Source organism: Ruegeria sp. CDSA021, assembly GCF_059612325.1.
The window spans coordinates 1-15768 of sequence record NZ_JBXWQJ010000010.1 but is presented as its reverse complement, the minus strand read 5'-3'; the positions used below and the strand labels follow the sequence as shown (position 1 = coordinate 15768).

18 protein-coding genes are annotated in these 15768 nt (G+C 57.5%); 6 read left to right on the top strand and 12 right to left on the bottom strand.

Translation table 11 applies throughout. The annotated features are described in order from the left end of the window. Window positions 1-44 precede the first annotated feature (44 nt). Window positions 45-887: an LOG family protein gene (locus AC2FLD_RS14005; RefSeq protein WP_496670111.1), complete on the top strand. Its 843-nt coding sequence runs from the start codon at window positions 45-47 to the stop codon at window positions 885-887. Between the two features lie 3 nt (window positions 888-890). Beyond that, entirely contained in the window at window positions 891-1988 is a 1098-nt protein-coding gene (locus AC2FLD_RS14000) for a cystathionine gamma-lyase (protein ID WP_496670112.1), read from the top strand. Here AC2FLD_RS14000 and AC2FLD_RS13995 read toward each other — a convergent pair whose 3' ends face one another. Continuing rightward, window positions 1989-2372 (bottom strand): hypothetical protein, encoded by a 384-nt coding sequence (locus AC2FLD_RS13995; RefSeq protein WP_050606132.1) that lies wholly within the window; start codon window positions 2370-2372, stop codon window positions 1989-1991. It abuts the gene before it with no gap. A gap of 160 nt (window positions 2373-2532) precedes the next feature. Between AC2FLD_RS13995 and AC2FLD_RS13990 the strand changes: the two genes are divergently transcribed. The 3 genes from AC2FLD_RS13990 to AC2FLD_RS13980 all read left to right on the top strand — a co-directional run bounded on the left by AC2FLD_RS13990 (window position 2533) and on the right by AC2FLD_RS13980 (window position 5510). Then, window positions 2533-3453, top strand: coding sequence for a DnaJ C-terminal domain-containing protein (locus AC2FLD_RS13990; RefSeq protein ID WP_496670113.1), 921 nt, complete (start codon window positions 2533-2535; stop codon window positions 3451-3453). After that, window positions 3450-3788, top strand: a complete 339-nt coding sequence (locus tag AC2FLD_RS13985) for a hypothetical protein (protein WP_496670114.1) — start codon at window positions 3450-3452, stop codon at window positions 3786-3788. Before AC2FLD_RS13990 ends, AC2FLD_RS13985 begins: the two co-directional genes overlap by 4 nt. 63 nt (window positions 3789-3851) lie before the next feature. Continuing rightward, entirely contained in the window at window positions 3852-5510 is a 1659-nt protein-coding gene (locus AC2FLD_RS13980; protein ID WP_496670115.1) for a U32 family peptidase, read from the top strand. 6 nt (window positions 5511-5516) lie between these two features. On the opposite strand, the gene AC2FLD_RS13975 is transcribed toward AC2FLD_RS13980, so the two are convergent. The 4 genes from AC2FLD_RS13975 to AC2FLD_RS13960 form a co-directional block, all read right to left on the bottom strand. Further along, window positions 5517-6137, bottom strand: coding sequence for a cytochrome P460 family protein (locus AC2FLD_RS13975; RefSeq protein ID WP_496670116.1), 621 nt, complete (start codon window positions 6135-6137; stop codon window positions 5517-5519). 305 nt (window positions 6138-6442) lie between these two features. After that, window positions 6443-7630 (bottom strand): dual-specificity RNA methyltransferase RlmN, encoded by a 1188-nt coding sequence (gene rlmN, locus AC2FLD_RS13970; protein ID WP_496670117.1) that lies wholly within the window; start codon window positions 7628-7630, stop codon window positions 6443-6445. Between the two features lie 175 nt (window positions 7631-7805). Continuing rightward, a complete protein-coding gene (locus tag AC2FLD_RS13965; protein WP_172677935.1) occupies window positions 7806-7973 on the bottom strand; it encodes a hypothetical protein in 168 nt (55 codons plus the stop codon). Between the two features lie 166 nt (window positions 7974-8139). Then, window positions 8140-8676, bottom strand: a complete 537-nt coding sequence (locus AC2FLD_RS13960; RefSeq protein ID WP_496670118.1) for an invasion associated locus B family protein — start codon at window positions 8674-8676, stop codon at window positions 8140-8142. 178 nt (window positions 8677-8854) lie between these two features. Here AC2FLD_RS13960 and AC2FLD_RS13955 point away from each other — a divergent pair, with 178 nt between their 5' ends. Next, entirely contained in the window at window positions 8855-9853 is a 999-nt protein-coding gene (locus AC2FLD_RS13955; RefSeq protein WP_496670119.1) for an asparaginase, read from the top strand. Between the two features lie 5 nt (window positions 9854-9858). On the opposite strand, the gene AC2FLD_RS13950 is transcribed toward AC2FLD_RS13955, so the two are convergent. The 7 genes from AC2FLD_RS13950 to AC2FLD_RS13920 form a co-directional block, all read right to left on the bottom strand. Continuing rightward, window positions 9859-10179: a YciI family protein gene (locus AC2FLD_RS13950; protein ID WP_050606124.1), complete on the bottom strand. Its 321-nt coding sequence runs from the start codon at window positions 10177-10179 to the stop codon at window positions 9859-9861. Window positions 10180-10201: 22 nt separating this feature from the next. Then, window positions 10202-10630, bottom strand: coding sequence for an SRPBCC family protein (locus tag AC2FLD_RS13945; RefSeq protein WP_496670120.1), 429 nt, complete (start codon window positions 10628-10630; stop codon window positions 10202-10204). Continuing rightward, complete coding sequence (locus AC2FLD_RS13940; RefSeq protein ID WP_496670121.1) at window positions 10618-10947, bottom strand: ArsR/SmtB family transcription factor; 330 nt, start codon at window positions 10945-10947, stop codon at window positions 10618-10620. Before AC2FLD_RS13940 ends, AC2FLD_RS13945 begins: the two co-directional genes overlap by 13 nt. A 41-nt stretch (window positions 10948-10988) precedes the next feature. Further along, window positions 10989-11867 carry a phosphoserine phosphatase SerB gene (serB, locus tag AC2FLD_RS13935; protein ID WP_496670122.1) on the bottom strand — a complete coding sequence of 293 codons (879 nt, stop codon included), beginning with the start codon at window positions 11865-11867 and terminating at the stop codon, window positions 10989-10991. Window positions 11868-11902: 35 nt separating this feature from the next. Then, complete coding sequence (locus AC2FLD_RS13930; protein WP_496670123.1) at window positions 11903-12631, bottom strand: metallophosphoesterase family protein; 729 nt, start codon at window positions 12629-12631, stop codon at window positions 11903-11905. Between the two features lie 121 nt (window positions 12632-12752). Beyond that, entirely contained in the window at window positions 12753-14348 is a 1596-nt protein-coding gene (serA, locus tag AC2FLD_RS13925; protein ID WP_496670124.1) for a phosphoglycerate dehydrogenase, read from the bottom strand. A 58-nt stretch (window positions 14349-14406) separates the two neighbouring features. Further along, window positions 14407-15561 carry a phosphoserine transaminase gene (locus AC2FLD_RS13920; protein ID WP_496670125.1) on the bottom strand — a complete coding sequence of 385 codons (1155 nt, stop codon included), beginning with the start codon at window positions 15559-15561 and terminating at the stop codon, window positions 14407-14409. Window positions 15562-15768: the final 207 nt, after the last annotated feature.

Genomic DNA, 15768 nt, shown 5'->3' with positions numbered 1-15768 from the left:
CCCTATAGCTGTTTGTCAAACACGCAAGCAGGGATCGATCACCCATGAGAGAAGACCGCCACAGTCCGTTTCGCGATGCGCAGACCGACCGCTCGACCGCGAGTGAGGTTCCGGACACGCCGCAGACGCGTTCACCCGCCTATCGTCTTGCCTTCGCCGATGACGAATTCCTGTGCCGGGACGAACTGCGCCCGGTGCGTCTGCAACTGGAATTGCTGAAGCCCGAGATGATCATGAGCGAGCGCGAGATCACCTCGACCATCGTCATGTTCGGCGGCGCGCGTATCCCCGAGCCGTCGCAGAAACACACCGCACGGACCGATACGCTGGCCGGGTTGTCGCAATACTACGACGAGGCGCGTGAATTCGCCCGCTTGATGACCGTGAAGTCGAATGAGACTGGATGCCGCGAGAACGTGATCGTTACCGGTGGTGGCCCCGGCGTGATGGAGGCAGGCAACCGAGGAGCACAGGATGCGGGCGGCTGTTCGATCGGATTGAACATCGTGCTGCCCCACGAGCAGGCGCCGAACCTCTACGTAACGCCCGACCTCAGCTTCAATTTCCACTACTTCGCCATTCGAAAGATGCACTTCCTGATGCGCGCCCGCGCCATAACCATCTTCCCCGGCGGGTTCGGCACAATGGATGAGCTGTTCGAATCCCTGACCCTGATTCAGACCGGCCGGATGGATCGCGTGCCCTTCCTGCTTTTTGGCCGCGAGTTCTGGGAAAAAGTCATCAACTGGGAAGCATTGGCCGATGCCGGCACGATCTCAGACGAGGATCTCGATCTGTTCCGCTTTGTGGACACGGCGCAAGAGGCGGTCGAGATCATCGAGAACTGGGAACCCGCCCCACCGCGCGACGAAATCCCGGGACGCTGAAAGATGGCACTCAAAACCGGAGAAATGCTGCACCTCCGCGGCAATGCGTTGAACAAGGGCGAGCCGGTGGCGCTGCCGCTGACACAAAGCAGCATGTTTCACTTGCCGGGCACCCCTGATGGGCAGGCGAGTTATGGGCGGGTCGACAACCCGACCTGGGTGCATCTGGAACATGTCCTGTCGCATTTGGAAGACGCGCCCTGCCTCAGTTTTCCTTCGGGCATGGCAGCGATATCGGCGGGCATGTTTGCCACGGTACAAGCCGGGTCGCGCCTTCTGATTCCGTCGGATGGCTATTACGTGACACGCCTTTTGGCGGATCGCTTCCTTTCGCGACTGGGTGTGATTGTCGAGGAGCGCCCCACCACCGATTTTAACACCGCCGGTTTTGACGGGTTCGATGTGGTCTTTATCGAAAGCCCCTCAAATCCAGGATTAGACATGATCGACCTGACGGCGGTCGCTGATCAGGTACATGCTGCCGGGGGCGTGACCATTGCGGACAACACGACGATGACACCTCTGGGTCAGCGACCTCTGGATCTGGGCATTGATGTTGTTGTTTCCTCAGACACCAAGGCGATGGGCGGGCATTCCGACATGTTGATGGGCCACGTGGCCAGCCGCAACAGCGACATCATGGAACGAGTCGAGGAATGGCGCAGAGTCTCCGGCTCGATCCCCGGACCACATGAAGCATGGTTGCTGCATCGCGGGCTTGAGACATTGGACGTTCGGTTTGACCGGATGTGCCGCTCCGCTCAGAATCTGGCAGAAAGACTGGCAGCACATCCCGCGGTGAAACAGGTTCGTTACCCCGGGCTGGCCGGTGATCCATCGTACACACTGGCGCAAGCGCAAACCACCCGGTTCGGATTTCTCCTGTCTCTGACATTGGAGAGCGAAGACAAAGCCGAAGCCTTCATCAATAGCTGCCCTCTGCTGCGCCCCGCCACGTCGTTTGGAGGCGTCCACAGCTCGGCCGAGCGTCGCGCCCGCTGGGGTGACGATGTTGATCCGGCCTTCATCCGCCTTTCGGTAGGCTGCGAGCCGGTGGACGAACTGTGGCAGGCCATCGAGGCCAGCCTGAACGCAGTGTGATTACTTCTTGGCTTCGCGCAGTTCTTTGAACACGTAGATCGGCAGCACGACGCTGGCGATCAACGCCCCCAACCAGACCAACAACGTTGCCGCCAGCAGGTTCGAAACACCACCCACGGTCAGCCCAGCGGTGATCAGGTCGGTTACCAGCAGGCCCACAAAGGTCACGATCAAAGCGATCCCGCCTTTCAGCGCGGGTGCTTTCTTTTCGCCCAGCTTCAGGATCAGCGGCTCGGCAATCACCTGCACAACGGTGAAGACGATCACGACGATGATGAACGAGATCGGCTTGATCGCGAACCCTGACAGTATCAGCGAGGCAAGCAATAACCCAATGGCATTCCCGGCCAGCAGAGCCAGGGCGGACTTAATTCTGCGCGACATGCGGCGGTCTCCGTCAATCAACAATTAGGAACATGTAGATGTTAACAGACCTGCAGGATTTTTCGAGGCAATTCAATCGCCTCTTCCTTTTGCACCGTTGAAATCGCATGGTAGAACACATTCATCAAGATCAGACTTGCCCCTGACCCGTGAGAGTGAGATGAGCGACGATCCCTATTCTGTTCTTGGCGTTGTAAAAGACGCCAGCGCTGCCGAGATCAAGAAAGCCTATCGGCGCATTGCCAAGGAATGTCATCCGGACCTGAAACCCGGTGATGCCGAGGCTGAGGCGAAGTTCAAAGCCGCTGCCGCGGCATATGACCTGCTGAAAGATCCTGAAACACGTGCGCGGTATGACAATGGTGAGATTGACGCATCAGGTCAGGAGCGCCCACAACAACAGTATTACCGCGAATACGCCGAGGCGGCAGGTAACCCCTATCGCGGACGTCAGGCGGATCCTGACGACATGTCCGACATCTTCGCCGAATTCATGCGTGGCCGCGGTGGCTTTGGCGGCCAGCACGGCCAAGAGTTTCACGCACCGGGCCACAATTTGAACTATTCCCTCCAGATCAGCTTTCTGGATGCCGTGTTCGGCGCCAGCCAGAAACTGACGCTGCCCGACGGCGACCGGATCGAGGTGAAAATCCCGGCAGGGATAACCGACGGCCAGACCATCCGCCTGCGCGGCAAAGGGGCACCGGGCTATGGCGAAGGCCCTGCGGGCGATGCCTTGGTGACTGTTTCGGTCGCCAAACATCCGGTGTTTGACCGTCAAGGCGACGACATCCACATTACGTTGCCCATCACCATCGATGAAGCCATTCTGGGCGGTAAAGTCCCGGCCCCCACAATTGATGGCGGTGTGAACGTCAGCGTCCCGGCGGGCACAAGCAGTGGAAAAACTCTGCGATTGCGGGGCAAGGGGGTCAAAAAACGCGGCTCATCGGAACGCGGGGACCAGTTGATCGAACTGACCGTCTCGCTGCCCCACACAATCGATGACGACCTGAAACAGTTCATGGAGACCTGGCGCGAAACGCACAGCTATGATCCGCGGAAAGGAATGCCGTCATGACCCTGACCGAGAAGGAACTGATCGAAGCCGTTGCCCGACTGACCTCGGACCGGCTGACCGAGTATCTGGCGGCTGAAATTGTGATCCCCGAACAATCAGACCAAGGGCTGGTTTATCACAGCATCGACGTCGCTCGGTTGGAACTGGCCTGCGAATTACACGAGCAATACGACATGGAGGCCGACGCACTGTCGATGATGATCTCTTTGATCGATCAGATGCACGGGTTGCGGGCCGAACTGCGCGAGGTTCTGAACGCGGTCGAGGCACAACCCGAACCGGTGCGCCAGCAACTGGTTGAGGTGATTGCCACAGCGCGATTCCGTCGCAGATAACGGGGTTTTGGACTCTACCCGTTTGGCGTAGAAGGCCGCCTTGATCCTTTGCCAGGTGGCCATATGACCCAGTCCCGATCCGAATTGCTGATGCCTGCGGGCAATCTGCGCAAGCTGAAACTCGCCATCCTCTATGGGGCGGACGCGGTGTATCTGGGAACGCCGGATATGTCGCTGCGCACCAAGTCCGAATTTTCGCTGGAAGAGGTGATCGAAGGGGTCGAGTTCTGCCACAGCCACGGCCGACGCGCATACCTGACGCTGAACCTGTTTTCACACAACAAAGACATCCCGAAGCTGGATGAATACATCGACGCAGTGCGCAAGGTGAAACCCGACGGGCTGATCATCGCCGACCCCGGTGTGTTCCAATATGTCCGCGAACGCGCGCCCGAACTGCCGCTGCATATCTCGACCCAGGCCAATATCTGTTCCTGGCTGTCGGTGAAGTTCTGGCAGGATCAGGGTGCGGAACTTGTGGTTCTGGCGCGCGAAGTCTCGTACCCCGAGTTGGTGGAAATCCGCGAGAAATGCCCTGACATCAAACTTGAGGCTTTTGTTCACGGTGCCATGTGCATGACCTATTCTGGTCGCTGCCTGCTGTCGAATTTCATGGCGGAACGCGGCGCGAACCAGGGCAACTGTGCCAATTCCTGCCGCTGGAACTATGGGCTGAAGCTGCGTCTTAAAGACGGTACGCATCAGGAACTGCGCATTACCGAAGAAAATGCGGACCTGTTTGAGTTTCTGCTGGAGGAGGGTTGCCGCCCCGGTGATCTGATGCCTATCGAAGAGGATGATCGGGGATCATACATCCTGAACTCGCGCGACCTCTGCATCATCCCGAAGCTGGATGAATATCTGAAAATTGGTGTCGACAGCCTCAAGGTCGAAGGGCGCGGCAAGTCGGAATATTATGCTGCCATCGTTGCGCGGGCGTATCGGATGGCCATCGACGACTACAATGCCGACCCTGAGAACTGGGACCCGAAACCCTATATGCGTGAGCTGGAAACCGTCGGAAACCGTGGCTACACACTGGCCTTCCACGAGGGTCGCCTGACCAACTATGCACATGATTATGAACACACGGCCTCAATCGCACAGTGGGAGTATGCAGGGATCGTCACCGAAGTGACCAAGGACGCCTTTCTGGTCGAGGTGAAGAACAAGCTGGAACCGGGCGACGTGCTGGATTTCGTCTCACCCATCTCGCGCGAAACAGTTCTGCTGCGGGTCTACGACTTCGAACGAGTGGGTGACGGTAAGCGGCTGGACGTGGTGCATGGCAGCACGAAAACTGTTATCCGGCTGCCCTTTACCCTATTCGACCACGAAGACATCGACGACCTGCGCGCGCGCTTCCCGGTTTATTCGGTCCTGCGCAAAGAGCGTGCCCTAACCGATGAACACTGGAGCCGCATCCGTTTCGACAAACTGGTGCAGGGTTTGGAAACCTCCGGCCGCGACAACCCCAACGCCTATGCACGCCGCCGGGACGCGTTGGTCGAAAAGATCGGCGAAGATGGTAACGAACGCCGGTTCAAGACCAACCGTATCGGCACCGAAGGGTGCTGTGGCAAGGGGTGTAACGGGTGTCTGATCTTCTGGCAGGACGAAAAATACGCGCTGGCCCGCGAGGTTTTGTCAAAGCGCAAACAAGGCGAACAACTCAGCCGCCGCGAGGCGACAGAACTGAAGCTGCCAGGCGAACCGGCCTGATCCGGTTCATTCGCTCTTGCGATACTCTTCCGGCACGTAAAACGTATAGTCTCTATCCGCCACCTGTTCGTGGCAGACATGGCAATAGGCCACTTCACCGGCACGGTCACCCAAGGTATCGCCAAAAACCGAACCGTCCGGTAAGACCATGATGTAACGCCAATCCGCCGTATCCGGGTTTGCGCCTTTTGCCAGCTTCTCCATAATGAACATTGCGCCAGGATGTAAGCGACCTTCATCCGTTACTGTCATGCTGTCCTTGGCCAGAACCGATCCCATCGGCAGCTCTTCGCCCTCTTGCAACGTGTCGTAGTTATGCGCCATGCGGTTGGCATAGCTGTTCACAAACCGCTGGCCATGGGTTGCCGAAATATAGGGTGCATCGTTGAACAGCGGCCAGCTTTGATAGTTGAGGATCAGGTCCAGTTGCGCAGCGGCATACCCGCGCGCCATGCGCTTATTCAGCGAGCGATAGTGGGCCACAGCCTCTTCCTTGCTCAGTTCAGCGGGATTCTCTATCGCGATATGGGCATTTTCGCCATCAGCCACCACCAACCCCGCAGTAAGCACAACAACAAGAAGAGCAGCCGCACTTTGTCGCAGAATTTTTTGAAGATTCGAGTCCATTACATTGACCCACCTGAAAATCAGTTCGCCCGAGCACGGCTTGGAAGCTCTTCTCTCACTCTATCGGCTTCGAAATAACTTGCCAGCTATGGTCCGGTAATCTCACCGCCTTGTGCGTCGAATTGAGAATACACGGGCAGTGCCGGATATCACAAACATAGCAAATTACGCATGTGGTTTCAGCACCTGAAACATTAAGTTTACAGGCACACCTAAGGCGTGCAGAGAGTAACCCCGAACAAGCGAAGCGCGATCCGGTTACCCAGCAGGAACCAGACGGCCACCCAGCTTGCAAGGCAGGGGGCTTACTTGCTCAAACCGGCTTCCGCATCGATCTGCTTGCGCGATTTGCGGGCACGTTCCGTGGCAGATTTCAGTTGCCCACAAGCGGCCATGATATCCTCGCCCCGCGTCTTGCGAATGGGCGAAGCATATCCCGCGTGGTAGATGATATTCGCAAATGCCCGGATGCGATTGTTAGAGCTGCGCTTGTACGGTGCGCCGGGCCATTCGTTGAACGGGATCAGATTGATCTTGGCCGGGATGTTGTGACGTTTGATGTGGTCGATCAGGCGGTGCGCGTCCTCGTCACTGTCGTTCACACCATCTAGCATCACGTATTCAAAGGTGATCCGTTCAGAGTTTGACACATTGGGATAACTGGCCAAGGCTTCCAGAAGTTCCTCGATGTTCCAACGCTTGTTGATCGGCACCAGAATGTCGCGGGTTTCGTCGGTGGTGGCATGGAACGAGATCGCCAGCAGGCAGCCGATTTCCTCGGCCGTGCGCGCAATCTCGGGCACAACACCCGACGTCGAAAGCGTAATACGGCGACGTGAAAGCGAAATCCCTTCGGGGTCCATGGCGATCTTCATCGCGTCACGGACGTTTTCGAAATTATAAAGCGGCTCGCCCATGCCCATCAGAACGATGTTCGAAAGCAAACGGGTTTCATCCTTGGGCGCACCCGGGATCGGCCATTCGTCAAGGTCATCGCGGGCCATCATCACCTGACCGACGATCTCGGCCGCTGTCAGGTTGCGCACCAGCTTCTGCGTGCCGGTGTGGCAGAATGAGCAGGTCAGAGTGCATCCGACCTGAGACGAGATGCACAACGTACCGCGATCTTCTTCGGGGATATAAACGACTTCGACCTCATGCCCGCCTGCGATACGGCACAGATACTTGCGGGTTCCGTCCTCGGACACCTGACGTGTCACAACTTCGGGAATTTCGATCACGAAGTACTCAGCCAGTTGCGCACGATAGGCCTTGGCCAGGTTGGTCATCTCGGCAAAGTCACGCACACCCCATTGATAGATCCACTGCCATATCTGCCCGGTACGCATACTGGCCTGTTTTTCTGGAGTGCAATGTTCGATCAGAACGGCACGCAACTGGTCGCGAGTCAGCCCGACAAGGTTGATCTTTCCCTCGGGCAATTTGCGGGGCAGGGTCAGGACATCTTGAGTGATCGGCGCATTGGGCGACATTTTAGGCTCTCTGAGGCGTATCTCGAAGGATTCTGGCTTGGGATGCGCCTCTATATAGGAACCTGTGCAAAGATCAAAAGGATTCGTCACAATCGGCGGGCTTCTACAGAAAAGCCGCAGCAACAGAGTCACTGCGGCTTTTATCTTTTTTCAATCCGCGCAGATCAAAACCCGTTCAAACACCTGCAGGCGGAACATAGCAATCTTCGGCGTCCAAAGTTTTAACCGGGTCTTCCGGTCCGCATTGTTCGCCAGTCACCGGATATGTCTCACCTTTGTTATCACAAGCGCTCAGCCACATGGCCGAGATCATCATGAGCGAAGCAAGAAATTTGTTCAGCATCAGGGCAACTCCTACGTTTCCTCTGAACTAATTAGTTCAGAATCGATCGGTGCTTGCTTTGATACGGATCAAATGCAGGCGCGGACGTGGCGTAAAGCTGGCATGCCGAATGGCATCAACACAAAAGCCCCGCCAGACGACGGGGCTTTCACCAGAAAACACCGGCTTAATTGGTGCAGCGCTTCTTGGCGTCGTCGATCGCCGCAGTAAAACCCAACAGTGAGAAGGTGTCTTTTGTCTGCGTCCCGCGTTCCGAGCGGGCAGTCAAAACAGCCTCGTTTCCGCTCTTCATCGCCTCGATGACTTTTGGCTCCTGCCCTTGCGTTGAAGGCCAGGCCCATTCGCCATCGGTGATGAATTCGAATTCGGATTCGTCGATCTTGACGTTGACGGTCGAGCCCGCCGCAAAGGGATAGCCGCCGGTGAATGACACCGTTCCGGTTACCTCATCGCCTGGTCGAAACACCACGAACAGCAAAATATCGCTACGCCGCACAGAAACCACGCGACCTCCGCGAGTGTTAACGGTTTCGTCCGGGGTTGCGACGCTCCAGCATTCAGCGGGGTCTTCTTCTACAAAGACGCTCCAATCTGTCTTGACCGCAACACGGTTGGTGCTGCTTGCCTGCTGAGCGATTGCGGTTGTCGCGACGGTCCCTGCCACTGACAGCCCCGCGATCACACGAACGAGCATTGATCCCATTTGTCCAGCCTCCTAGCTCGACCTATACCTCAAACCCATCGGACATGACTGCGAACCCTGCCGGTTCGTCTATTCCGTTGCGTATTCCGATGATTGCCGACATACACACACTAACGCAGGTTTCGCCACAGGCGAAAGGGCGATTGGCAGAATTTTGCGCATAATTTCGGAGGTCCAGATGACGCAGCCCGTACCGATGACAGAACTGTGGCGCGGGTCTCTGCTGGAAAGCCTGCATCTGGGTCACGCAGTGGTTTGCGATGACGCAGGTCAGATCATGCACAGCTGGGGTGACCCTCAGGCAATTGTCTATCCACGGTCGTCCGCCAAGATGATTCAGGCACTTCCGCTGGTCACATCCGGTGCGGCGGCAAAATACGGGCTGACCAGCGAACATCTGGCGCTGGCCTGCGCGTCGCATAATGGGGCTGCAATTCACACGGACCGTGTAACCGCCTGGCTGGATCACCTGGGGCTGAGCGAACACGACTTGCGCTGCGGCCCGCAGGAACCTGCAGATACGGCTGCACGCGACAGGCTCATTCTGGCCGACGATACACCCTGTCAGATTCATAATAATTGCTCGGGCAAGCATTGCGGGTTTCTGACGCTGGGCCAGCACATGGGCGCGGGCCCGGAGTATCTTGAAATTGATCACCCTGTGCAGCAAGCCTGCCTTTCGGCATTTGAGGAGACCACGGGTGAGACCAGCCCGGGTTACGGCATCGACGGGTGCTCGGCCCCGAATTTCGCAACATCACTAACCGGTCTGGCCCGGTCGATGGCTTGGTTTGCTTCAGCCGCAGACCGGTCCGACCGCTCCAGCGATGCGGCGGCGCAACTGGTTGCGGCTATGGTCAAACACCCTGAACTGGTCGCGGGTGAGACCCGCGCCTGCACCGAGTTGATGCGCGCCATGAATGGACAAGTTGCCATCAAGACCGGGGCCGAGGCCGTGTTTGTCGCCATTGTCCCGGAAAAACGTATGGGAATTGCGCTGAAGATCACTGATGGCACCACCCGCGCCAGCGAATGCGCGATTGCCGCGATACTCGTCAGCCTTGGTGTGCTGGAGGCCGATCACCCGGCCACCCGCAAATTCATGAACGCCACGCAGTACAGCCGACGCGGGCTGGAATGCGGTGTGATCAAACCTGCTTCGGGATTTCCCGGCTAAGGCCCTTACATCTCGATCTCATGCACCTCGGCCACTTCAACCGAGCCCGAGCCATTGACCACCATCGGACATCCCTTGGCCATCTCGGTCGCGGCGTCGATGCTGTCGGCTTTGATCACCGTGAAGCCTGAGGCCGGGTTCGCGCCGCCATTGTCGACAACCCCGCTGCTGCTGACGGTATAGGATTGTCCGACCGGGTTGCCGGGGATGTCGAGGGCTTCGCCCAAATTTTGAAACCATGCGCCCCAGGCGGCCATGGTCGCCTCAATCTCGGCGGGGTCGGTTGGGGTGTGACCCCCGTGATAGACAAACAAAAATTGGGGCATGTCGCTCCTCCCTTATGAAAACCTATTTGCAAAGTGCTTCGAGTTTGCGCAGCGAAGAGGTCCAACCTTGATTGTGGTTCGCAGCCGCTTCGGCATCGACCAGTTCCCGGTGATTCAGCCTAAGTCGTGATCCGGTGCTTGTCGCCGCGACCGACAAGGTCACGTGGCTTTCGGCGCCACGCTGATCCTGATCATCATGCCACCCCCAGGTGAACCCAACCGATTTGGGCGGATCGACATGCGTGACGTGACCCGAGACTTTGTATTGCTGCCCCTCGCCGTTTTCCATCACCGAAAACCAGGGGCCGGTGCGTGAAAAATCCAGATTATGCTTGGGCACGTGCATCCCTTCTGGGCCCCACCATTGCAATAACCTGCTGCCGTCGCTGATCCATGCAAACAATTCTTCGGGGCTGACGGGGAATTCCCGTTCCAATTTCAGGTCGGCCATGAATTCTCCCTTTCGATAATATCACTCAGACGATCCAGGCTGCCTTCCCAGAATTGCCGCTTGGAAATGGTCCAGTCGGCAATCATTCGCAGCCCTTCGGATCGGATGGAATACATCCGCTGCGTACCTTGAACGCGCTGCTGCACCAGCCCTGCTTCGCGCAGAACCTTGAGGTGGCGCGAGATTGCGGCACCCGATACGCCGCGCCCTTCGATCAGGTCACCAGCGGGCAACTCGCCTTGATCCATCAATTGCTCGACAATCGAGAATCGGGTGGCGTCGGACAATGCTGAGAAGGTGGTCAGAAGCGTGCTCATGATTTTATTTAACACAAATGTTAAATAAAAGATAGCCTCGGTTATTCGCCTGAAAAATCAGCGCGGCTGTAGCCTTGTAGATAAAGCAGTGCCGTCAAGTCACCGTGATTCACCCGCACATCGCATTGGGCGGCAACCGAAGGCTTGGCATGAAGGGCAACCCCGGTTCCGGCCCGGCCCAGCATTCCAAGGTCATTGGCCCCGTCGCCCACTGCAATCACATCGTTTTCAGACAACCCAAGTCGGGTTGATATCTGTTCCAATGCTTCGATTTTGGCCTGACGCCCCAAAATGGGGCGCGCCACGTCTCCGGTCAGCTTGCCGTCTTTAGCCAACAGCGAATTGGCCCGGTTTTCGTCGAACCCAAGCATCTCGGCCACTCGCGCGGTGAAAGCTGTGAATCCGCCGGACACCAACGCCGCGTAAGCTCCGTTCGCCCGCATTGTGGCCAGCAACACCTTGCCCCCTGGCATTAAGGTAATCCGTTCGTTCAGAACTTTGCCGATCACATGTTCATCCAAGTCCTTGAGCAACCCAACCCGCTCGATCAGAGCCCCCTCGAAATCCAGCTCTCCGTTCATGGCACGAGCCGTGATGTCCTTGACCCGGTCGCCGACGCCAGCCTCATCCGCCAGCTCATCGATGCATTCCTGCTGGATCATCGTGCTGTCCATATCGGCCAGCAGCATCTGTTTGCGCCGCCCGTCTACAGGCTGCACAATTAAGTCCACGCCCATCCCCTGCAGGTCGGCCCAAACATCCCAGCGATTGTAGGGCATGTCGCTCAGTTCGAACTCTACCGCCTCATCCGGGCTGAGCCAGACAACATCCCCACCGCCCCACGCGTTGCGCAGTGATTCGGGCAAGGCGCGGTCCAGCGAAGGCGCGGCCGGGTTGGTCAGCAAAGTTGCGACATACATAATCTATCTCCAGTGTCTTACCCGAGCGAGGTAACTCAGGGCGTCAATGGCAAGCGTCCCTGTTCGGTCAATTCCCAGCAGATCTGCCCTTCGAACACCGCGACACCCACCGGACGCCCATATCCGGCACCCGTGTCAAGATTGACGCGATTGCCGTAATGCGCCGCCTGATCCACCGGGGTGTGACCATGCACGATCAGCTTGGGATGTGGGCCTCGATGGTTGTGAAAATCCTGCCTGATCCAGACCAGATCACTTGCCCGCTGTTCATTGAGCGGCACACCTGGCCGGATACCGGCGTGCACAAAGGCAAGCTCGGGCGTCTGGTGCATCAGCACAAGATCGCGCAGAAAGGTCAGGTGCGATTTCGGTACAGCCGCCTGCGCCATCTGATGCAGGTCTTCCAGTCGGATCCGGCCTTCGAATTCGACCCCATAGCTGCGCAGAGTCTCGATCCCGCCCAGCCGGTCATGCAGCCAATGGTACCCCACAAGCAAATGCGGATCGTGACGCGGGGTGTCCTCCATGAACCAGGCAAACATACGGTCGTGATTGCCCAGTAAGGTGATCCAGTTCCGGCCAGCATCGCGCCCGGCGATCAGATGATCAATCAAGCCCCGACTATCAGGGCCGCGATCCACGTAATCACCCAAAAACACAATCTGCGCATCAGGTCCGCCATCGCGTTGGATCAGAGACAGCGCACGCTCCAGTTCAGGAACCTGCCCGTGCAGATCACCAATAGCATAGACAGGCTGTGTCATAGACATCCTCCGCCGGTAAGGTTCAGCTCGCTTGTGCCTCAAATCCCGGTTTGAGAGAACTAAGGACCCGGGTCTTTGCAAAACCGGGTCCTGAACTGTTTCTCAAACTCAACAAGCCGCGTCAGGCGACATCAAACACCAACGGTTTGATCTGCGTGAACAGACCCGTTTCCGCCAGCTTGGCCCGCGCCGCAGCCGGAACCGGTTCGTCGACATAAAGCAATGCAATCGCCTCGCCTCCGGCCTCGGATCGGCCAAGGGTGAAGTTCGCGATATTGACGTCGTGCTCACCCATGGTCTGACCCAGAGCACCGATGATGCCAGGCACGTCTTCGTTGGTCGTATACAGCATGTGGGCACCGACCTCGGCATCGATATTGATGCCTTTGATCTGGATAAAGCGCGGTTTGCCATCACTGAACACGGTGCCACCGATCGAACGTTCGCGCTTGTCGGTCACAACGGTGACTTTGATATAGCCCTCAAACGCGCCCGATTTGTCCTGATTGGTCGTCGAGATCTTGATCCCGCGCTCTTTGGCGACAACAGGGGCCGAAACCATGTTCACCTCGGGGTTGAACTTTTTCATGATCCCGGCGACCACGGCGCAATTCAACGCGGCGAGGTTCATTTCAGCGGCCACACCATCGTAAAGAATGTTGATCGCCTTGACCGGCTCATCCGTCATCTGACCAATGAAGCTGCCCAGATGCCCGGCCAGCTTGATCCACGGACCCATGACCTTGGCTTCTTCTGCCGTCACACTGGGCATGTTCAATGCATTTTCGACCGCGCCTGTCAGCAGGTAGTTCGAAATCTGCTCGGCAACCTGCAGCGCCACATTCTCCTGCGCTTCGGTCGTCGCCGCACCAAGGTGCGGTGTGCAGACCACGTTGGGCAGGTTGAACAGGGCGTTGTCTTTGGCCGGTTCCTCGCTGAAAACGTCAAACGCGGCACCGGCAACTTGGCCGGATTGCAGTGCTTCGGCCAACGCATCTTCATCAACCAGACCACCACGGGCGCAGTTGATGATACGAACGCCTTTCTTGGTTTTTGCCAGGTTTTCACGGCTCAGAATGTTGCGGGTCTGGTCGGTCAGCGGCACGTGCAAAGTGATGAAGTCGGCGCGCGACAGCAACTCGTCCAGTTCAACCTTTTCTACGCCCATTTGCGCGGCTTTCTCTTGGCCCAAATAGGGATCATATGCGACGACCTTCATCTTCAGACCAAGGGCGCGTTCACAAACAATGCCGCCAATGTTCCCTGCACCAATGACACCGAGGGTCTTGTTGGTCAGTTCGATCCCCATGAATTTGGACTTCTCCCACTTACCTGCATGGGTCGAGGTGGAGGCTTCGGGGATTTGTCGCGCCACTGCAAACATCATCGCAATCGCATGTTCTGCGGTCGTAATCATGTTGCCGAACGGCGTGTTCATCACGATCACGCCTTTTTTCGACGCCGCATCCTTGTCGATATTATCCGTGCCGATCCCGGCGCGTCCAATGACCTTCAGCTTGTCGGCTTTCTCCAAGATGGTCGGTGTGACCTTGGTGGCCGAGCGAATGGCAAGGCCGTCATATTGACCGATCACCTCGGCCAGCTTTTCTTTGTCCTTGCCCAGATCGGGCATGAAATCCACGTCGATGCCGCGATCGCGGAAGATCTGCACGGCGGTTTCGCTGAGCTTGTCAGATACGAGTACTTTGGGGGCCATGTTCTCTGGTCCTTGAATTGTATGGAAGGTCCGGGCCTTGGACGGCCCGGCAAAAAGGTCAGGCAGCTTCGGCTTGCGCCGCAATCTCGGCCTCGAAGGCCCATGCCAGCCAGGGCAGCATCGCCTCGATATCCGAGGTTTCGACCGTGCCGCCGCACCAGATGCGCAATCCGGGGGGTGCATCGCGATAGGCCCCGATATCCAGCGCAATACTTTCAGCCTCCAGCCGTTTGGCCACAGCCTTGGCAAATGCCGCACCGTCCTGAATTCGGGCGTCGGTGAACTTCAGGCACACGGATGTGTTCGACTGTGTCGCCGTATCTTCGGCCAGATTGGCAATCCAGTTGTTCTGATCGCAAAAAGCGCGCACCGCTCCGGCATTGGCATCTGCACGGGCAATCAGCCCCTGCAATCCTCCGACCGAGCGCGCCCAATCCAGCGCAAACAGATAATCCTCAACCGCCAGCATTGAGGGCGTGTTGATCGTGGCGCCGGTAAAGATGCCTTCAATCAGCTTGCCACCTTTGGTCAGGCGGAAAATCTTGGGCACCGGCCACGCGGGGGTGTAGCTTTCCAACCGCTCCACAGCACGGGGCGACAGGATCAGCATCCCATGGGCCGCTTCACCGCCCAGCACTTTCTGCCAGCTGAAGGTGGTTACATCCAGCTTGTCCCAGGGCAGGTCCATCGCAAAAGCCGCCGATGTTGCATCACAGATCGTCAGTCCCTGACGGTCATCGGCAATCCAATCGCCATTTGGCACGCGCACACCTGAGGTCGTACCGTTCCATGTAAAGACAACATCGTTCGCGAAATCGACAGAACCCAGATCGGCAATCTGTCCATAGTCCGCGGTCTTGACCTCAGCATCGATCTTAAGCTGCTTGATCACATCCGTGACCCAGCCAGAACCAAAGCTCTCCCAGGCCAACATCTCGACCTTGCGTTCACCCAGTAGCGACCACAGCGCCATCTCGACCGCGCCGGTGTCCGAGGCGGGGACGATGCCTATGCGGTAATCCTCAGGAATACCCAAGATCTCGCGCGTGCCTTCAATGGCTGCCTTTAGCTTGTCTTTGCCGACAGCAGCACGGTGCGACCGCCCCAGGGCGGCATCGGCCAGTTTGGTCAAATCAAATGTGGGGGGTTTGGCGCAGGGGCCCGAAGAAAAACGCGGATTTGCCGGCCGCGTCGCCGGTTGTTCGATCGTCATGTGTATTACCCTTCCAGATACACGCCCCTCGTTGGGGAGGGGTGTCCCACGCACACGGCTATGGGTCCTTCGCACCCGCAGCAAGCGGAAAAGACGCTTCGTTGAGTGAAAACGACATCTAAAGAGGGCTCAAATCAGAACATGAGTTTCCGATTGGCGAAAACCCCGCCTGTTTTTGGCGGGGTTTTGTTTTTGCGTTTACTCGGC

Bases quoted from the DNA above. Each gene is read 5' to 3' on its own strand.
- AC2FLD_RS13975 (WP_496670116.1), bottom strand. From the start codon at position 6,137: ATGGACTCGAATCTTCAAAAAATTCTGCGACAAAGTGCGGCTGCTCTT.
- AC2FLD_RS13995 (WP_050606132.1), bottom strand. From the start codon at position 2,372: ATGTCGCGCAGAATTAAGTCCGCCCTGGCTCTGCTGGCCGGGAATGCC.
- AC2FLD_RS13940 (WP_496670121.1), bottom strand. From the start codon at position 10,947: ATGAGCACGCTTCTGACCACCTTCTCAGCATTGTCCGACGCCACCCGA.
- AC2FLD_RS13950 (WP_050606124.1), bottom strand. From the start codon at position 10,179: ATGCCCCAATTTTTGTTTGTCTATCACGGGGGTCACACCCCAACCGAC.
- AC2FLD_RS13985 (WP_496670114.1), top strand. From the start codon at position 3,450: ATGACCCTGACCGAGAAGGAACTGATCGAAGCCGTTGCCCGACTGACC.
- AC2FLD_RS13955 (WP_496670119.1), top strand. From the start codon at position 8,855: ATGACGCAGCCCGTACCGATGACAGAACTGTGGCGCGGGTCTCTGCTG.
- serB (WP_496670122.1), bottom strand. From the start codon at position 11,867: ATGTATGTCGCAACTTTGCTGACCAACCCGGCCGCGCCTTCGCTGGAC.
- AC2FLD_RS13980 (WP_496670115.1), top strand. From the start codon at position 3,852: ATGACCCAGTCCCGATCCGAATTGCTGATGCCTGCGGGCAATCTGCGC.
- AC2FLD_RS13965 (WP_172677935.1), bottom strand. From the start codon at position 7,973: ATGCTGAACAAATTTCTTGCTTCGCTCATGATGATCTCGGCCATGTGG.
- AC2FLD_RS13990 (WP_496670113.1), top strand. From the start codon at position 2,533: ATGAGCGACGATCCCTATTCTGTTCTTGGCGTTGTAAAAGACGCCAGC.
- serA (WP_496670124.1), bottom strand. From the start codon at position 14,348: ATGGCCCCCAAAGTACTCGTATCTGACAAGCTCAGCGAAACCGCCGTG.
- AC2FLD_RS14005 (WP_496670111.1), top strand. From the start codon at position 45: ATGAGAGAAGACCGCCACAGTCCGTTTCGCGATGCGCAGACCGACCGC.
- AC2FLD_RS13920 (WP_496670125.1), bottom strand. From the start codon at position 15,561: ATGACGATCGAACAACCGGCGACGCGGCCGGCAAATCCGCGTTTTTCT.
- AC2FLD_RS13930 (WP_496670123.1), bottom strand. From the start codon at position 12,631: ATGACACAGCCTGTCTATGCTATTGGTGATCTGCACGGGCAGGTTCCT.
- AC2FLD_RS13960 (WP_496670118.1), bottom strand. From the start codon at position 8,676: ATGGGATCAATGCTCGTTCGTGTGATCGCGGGGCTGTCAGTGGCAGGG.
- AC2FLD_RS13945 (WP_496670120.1), bottom strand. From the start codon at position 10,630: ATGGCCGACCTGAAATTGGAACGGGAATTCCCCGTCAGCCCCGAAGAA.
- AC2FLD_RS14000 (WP_496670112.1), top strand. From the start codon at position 891: ATGGCACTCAAAACCGGAGAAATGCTGCACCTCCGCGGCAATGCGTTG.
- rlmN (WP_496670117.1), bottom strand. From the start codon at position 7,630: ATGTCGCCCAATGCGCCGATCACTCAAGATGTCCTGACCCTGCCCCGC.